This is a genomic window from Mycobacterium sp. (assembly GCF_036488105.1).
GTDB lineage: Bacteria > Actinomycetota > Actinomycetes > Mycobacteriales > Mycobacteriaceae > Mycobacterium.
This window is the reverse complement of the sequence record NZ_DASXHW010000240.1, coordinates 1-1,522: the sequence shown is the minus strand read 5'-3', so window position 1 is coordinate 1,522 and position 1,522 is coordinate 1. Positions and strand designations below refer to the sequence as shown.

General features: G+C 48.0%; 1 protein-coding gene. It reads right to left on the bottom strand.

All coding sequences use genetic code 11. The annotated features are described in order from the left end of the window. Positions 1–93: 93 nt before the first annotated feature. Positions 94–1,522 (bottom strand): IS1182 family transposase (locus VGH54_RS12630; protein ID WP_331512341.1); only part of this gene is annotated, 1,429 nt, incomplete at its 5' end.

Genomic DNA, 1,522 nt, shown 5'->3' with positions numbered 1-1,522 from the left:
AAGGGGCTGTCTCAAAAGTAGATTTTCTACGACATGAGACAGACTTCTTCTTCCTAAGTAGCACAAAAAGTGAACAGAGCAGCGATTCTCCCGTTAGTGGAGAATCGCTGCTCTGCTTTTTTGCTCCATTGCGGCTTGCTTCAGCAAGTTATGGGCAAGCGAAAGCCAACCGACCTCAAGCGTCACTTTCTCCATGCCGCGAAGCAGAAATCGCCGGAATCCCCGGTTGTTTTTCAGTTGTCCAAACACACTCTCCGGTTCCGTCATTCGGCGTACCGACAAGTCGTAACCTTCTTCACTCCGTAGAATCTCCCGAGCTTGGTTCTGGTAACGTAGTCGTTCCAGACTAACGACTACTTCACGGTTTCCTGCGGCTTTTGTACAGCGTTCCTTCATTGGGCAGCCCTCGCAACTTGGGCTGCGGTAATGACGTTTTCGAATTTCATAGCCACTCTCCAGGACTTCCTTGCTTTCTTTTCGGAAATACAATGTTTGTCCGGCAGGGCATTTCCACGTATCCTCGGCTTTGTCGTATGTCCAGTTTTCAATTTTCCCCACATTCTCTTTCCACGCTTTGCTTTTTTCCTTGTGGTAGTTCCCATACTTCACAACACCTTGAATCTTTTCTTTTTCCAAGTACGCGTAGTTTTCTTCACTGCCGTAGCCTGCATCTGCAATGACCGTTTGAGGAAACTTTCCAAGTGTTGTTTTTACATGCTCTAGATGTGGCAAGAAGCAACGAGTGTCTGTTGGTCTTTGGTGTAGACTGTAAGCCAAAATAAACTGGTTTTCCGTTCCGATCTGTACATTGTATCCTGGTTTGAGTTGACCATTGCGCATGTGGTCTTCCTTCATCCGCATGAAAGTTGCATCCGGATCTGTCTTGCTAAAGCTATTCCGGTCGCCAAGTAGCGTTTGGTACTGCTCGTATTTCAGCAGCCTGGGTAAGAGATCTTTGCGGAGCGTCCGAGCGGCTTTCTTTAGGCGCTTGTCTTTGGGTTTTTCGACTAGCTGGGCTTCAAGTGTCTGTGTCATTTGTTCGAGCTTCTCGCTCGTGATTGTGGTAGACTCTCCGAGCTCTGCAGGGTCTTGGGTTTGGCATTCATGTTCTTCTTGTTTTTCTGTGGCTTCAATGTCGGCAAACAGCGCATGGACTTTTTCTTGAAGCTTCCTCTTGTGCTTAAGAACAGCCTTACCCCAGACGAAGGTATAGCGATTCGCATTCGCTTCGATCTTCGTGCCGTCTACAAAGTAATGCTCCAGGGAGATGTATTTTTCGTTCGCAAGAAACTGAAGGATAGTGGTAAAGACAGTTTCTAAAACATCCCGCATACGCTGGGAACGGAAACGGTTAATGGTGCGAAAATCCGGACGTTGCCTTCCGGCCAGCCACATGAAGGGAATGTTCTCGCGTACAGATTTGGCGATTTGCCTTGAGGAATAGATGCGCTGGGTGTAGGCGTAAATAATGACTTTGGTCAGCATTTTAGGGTGATAGCTGTCGCGTCCGCCGCCAGGATAG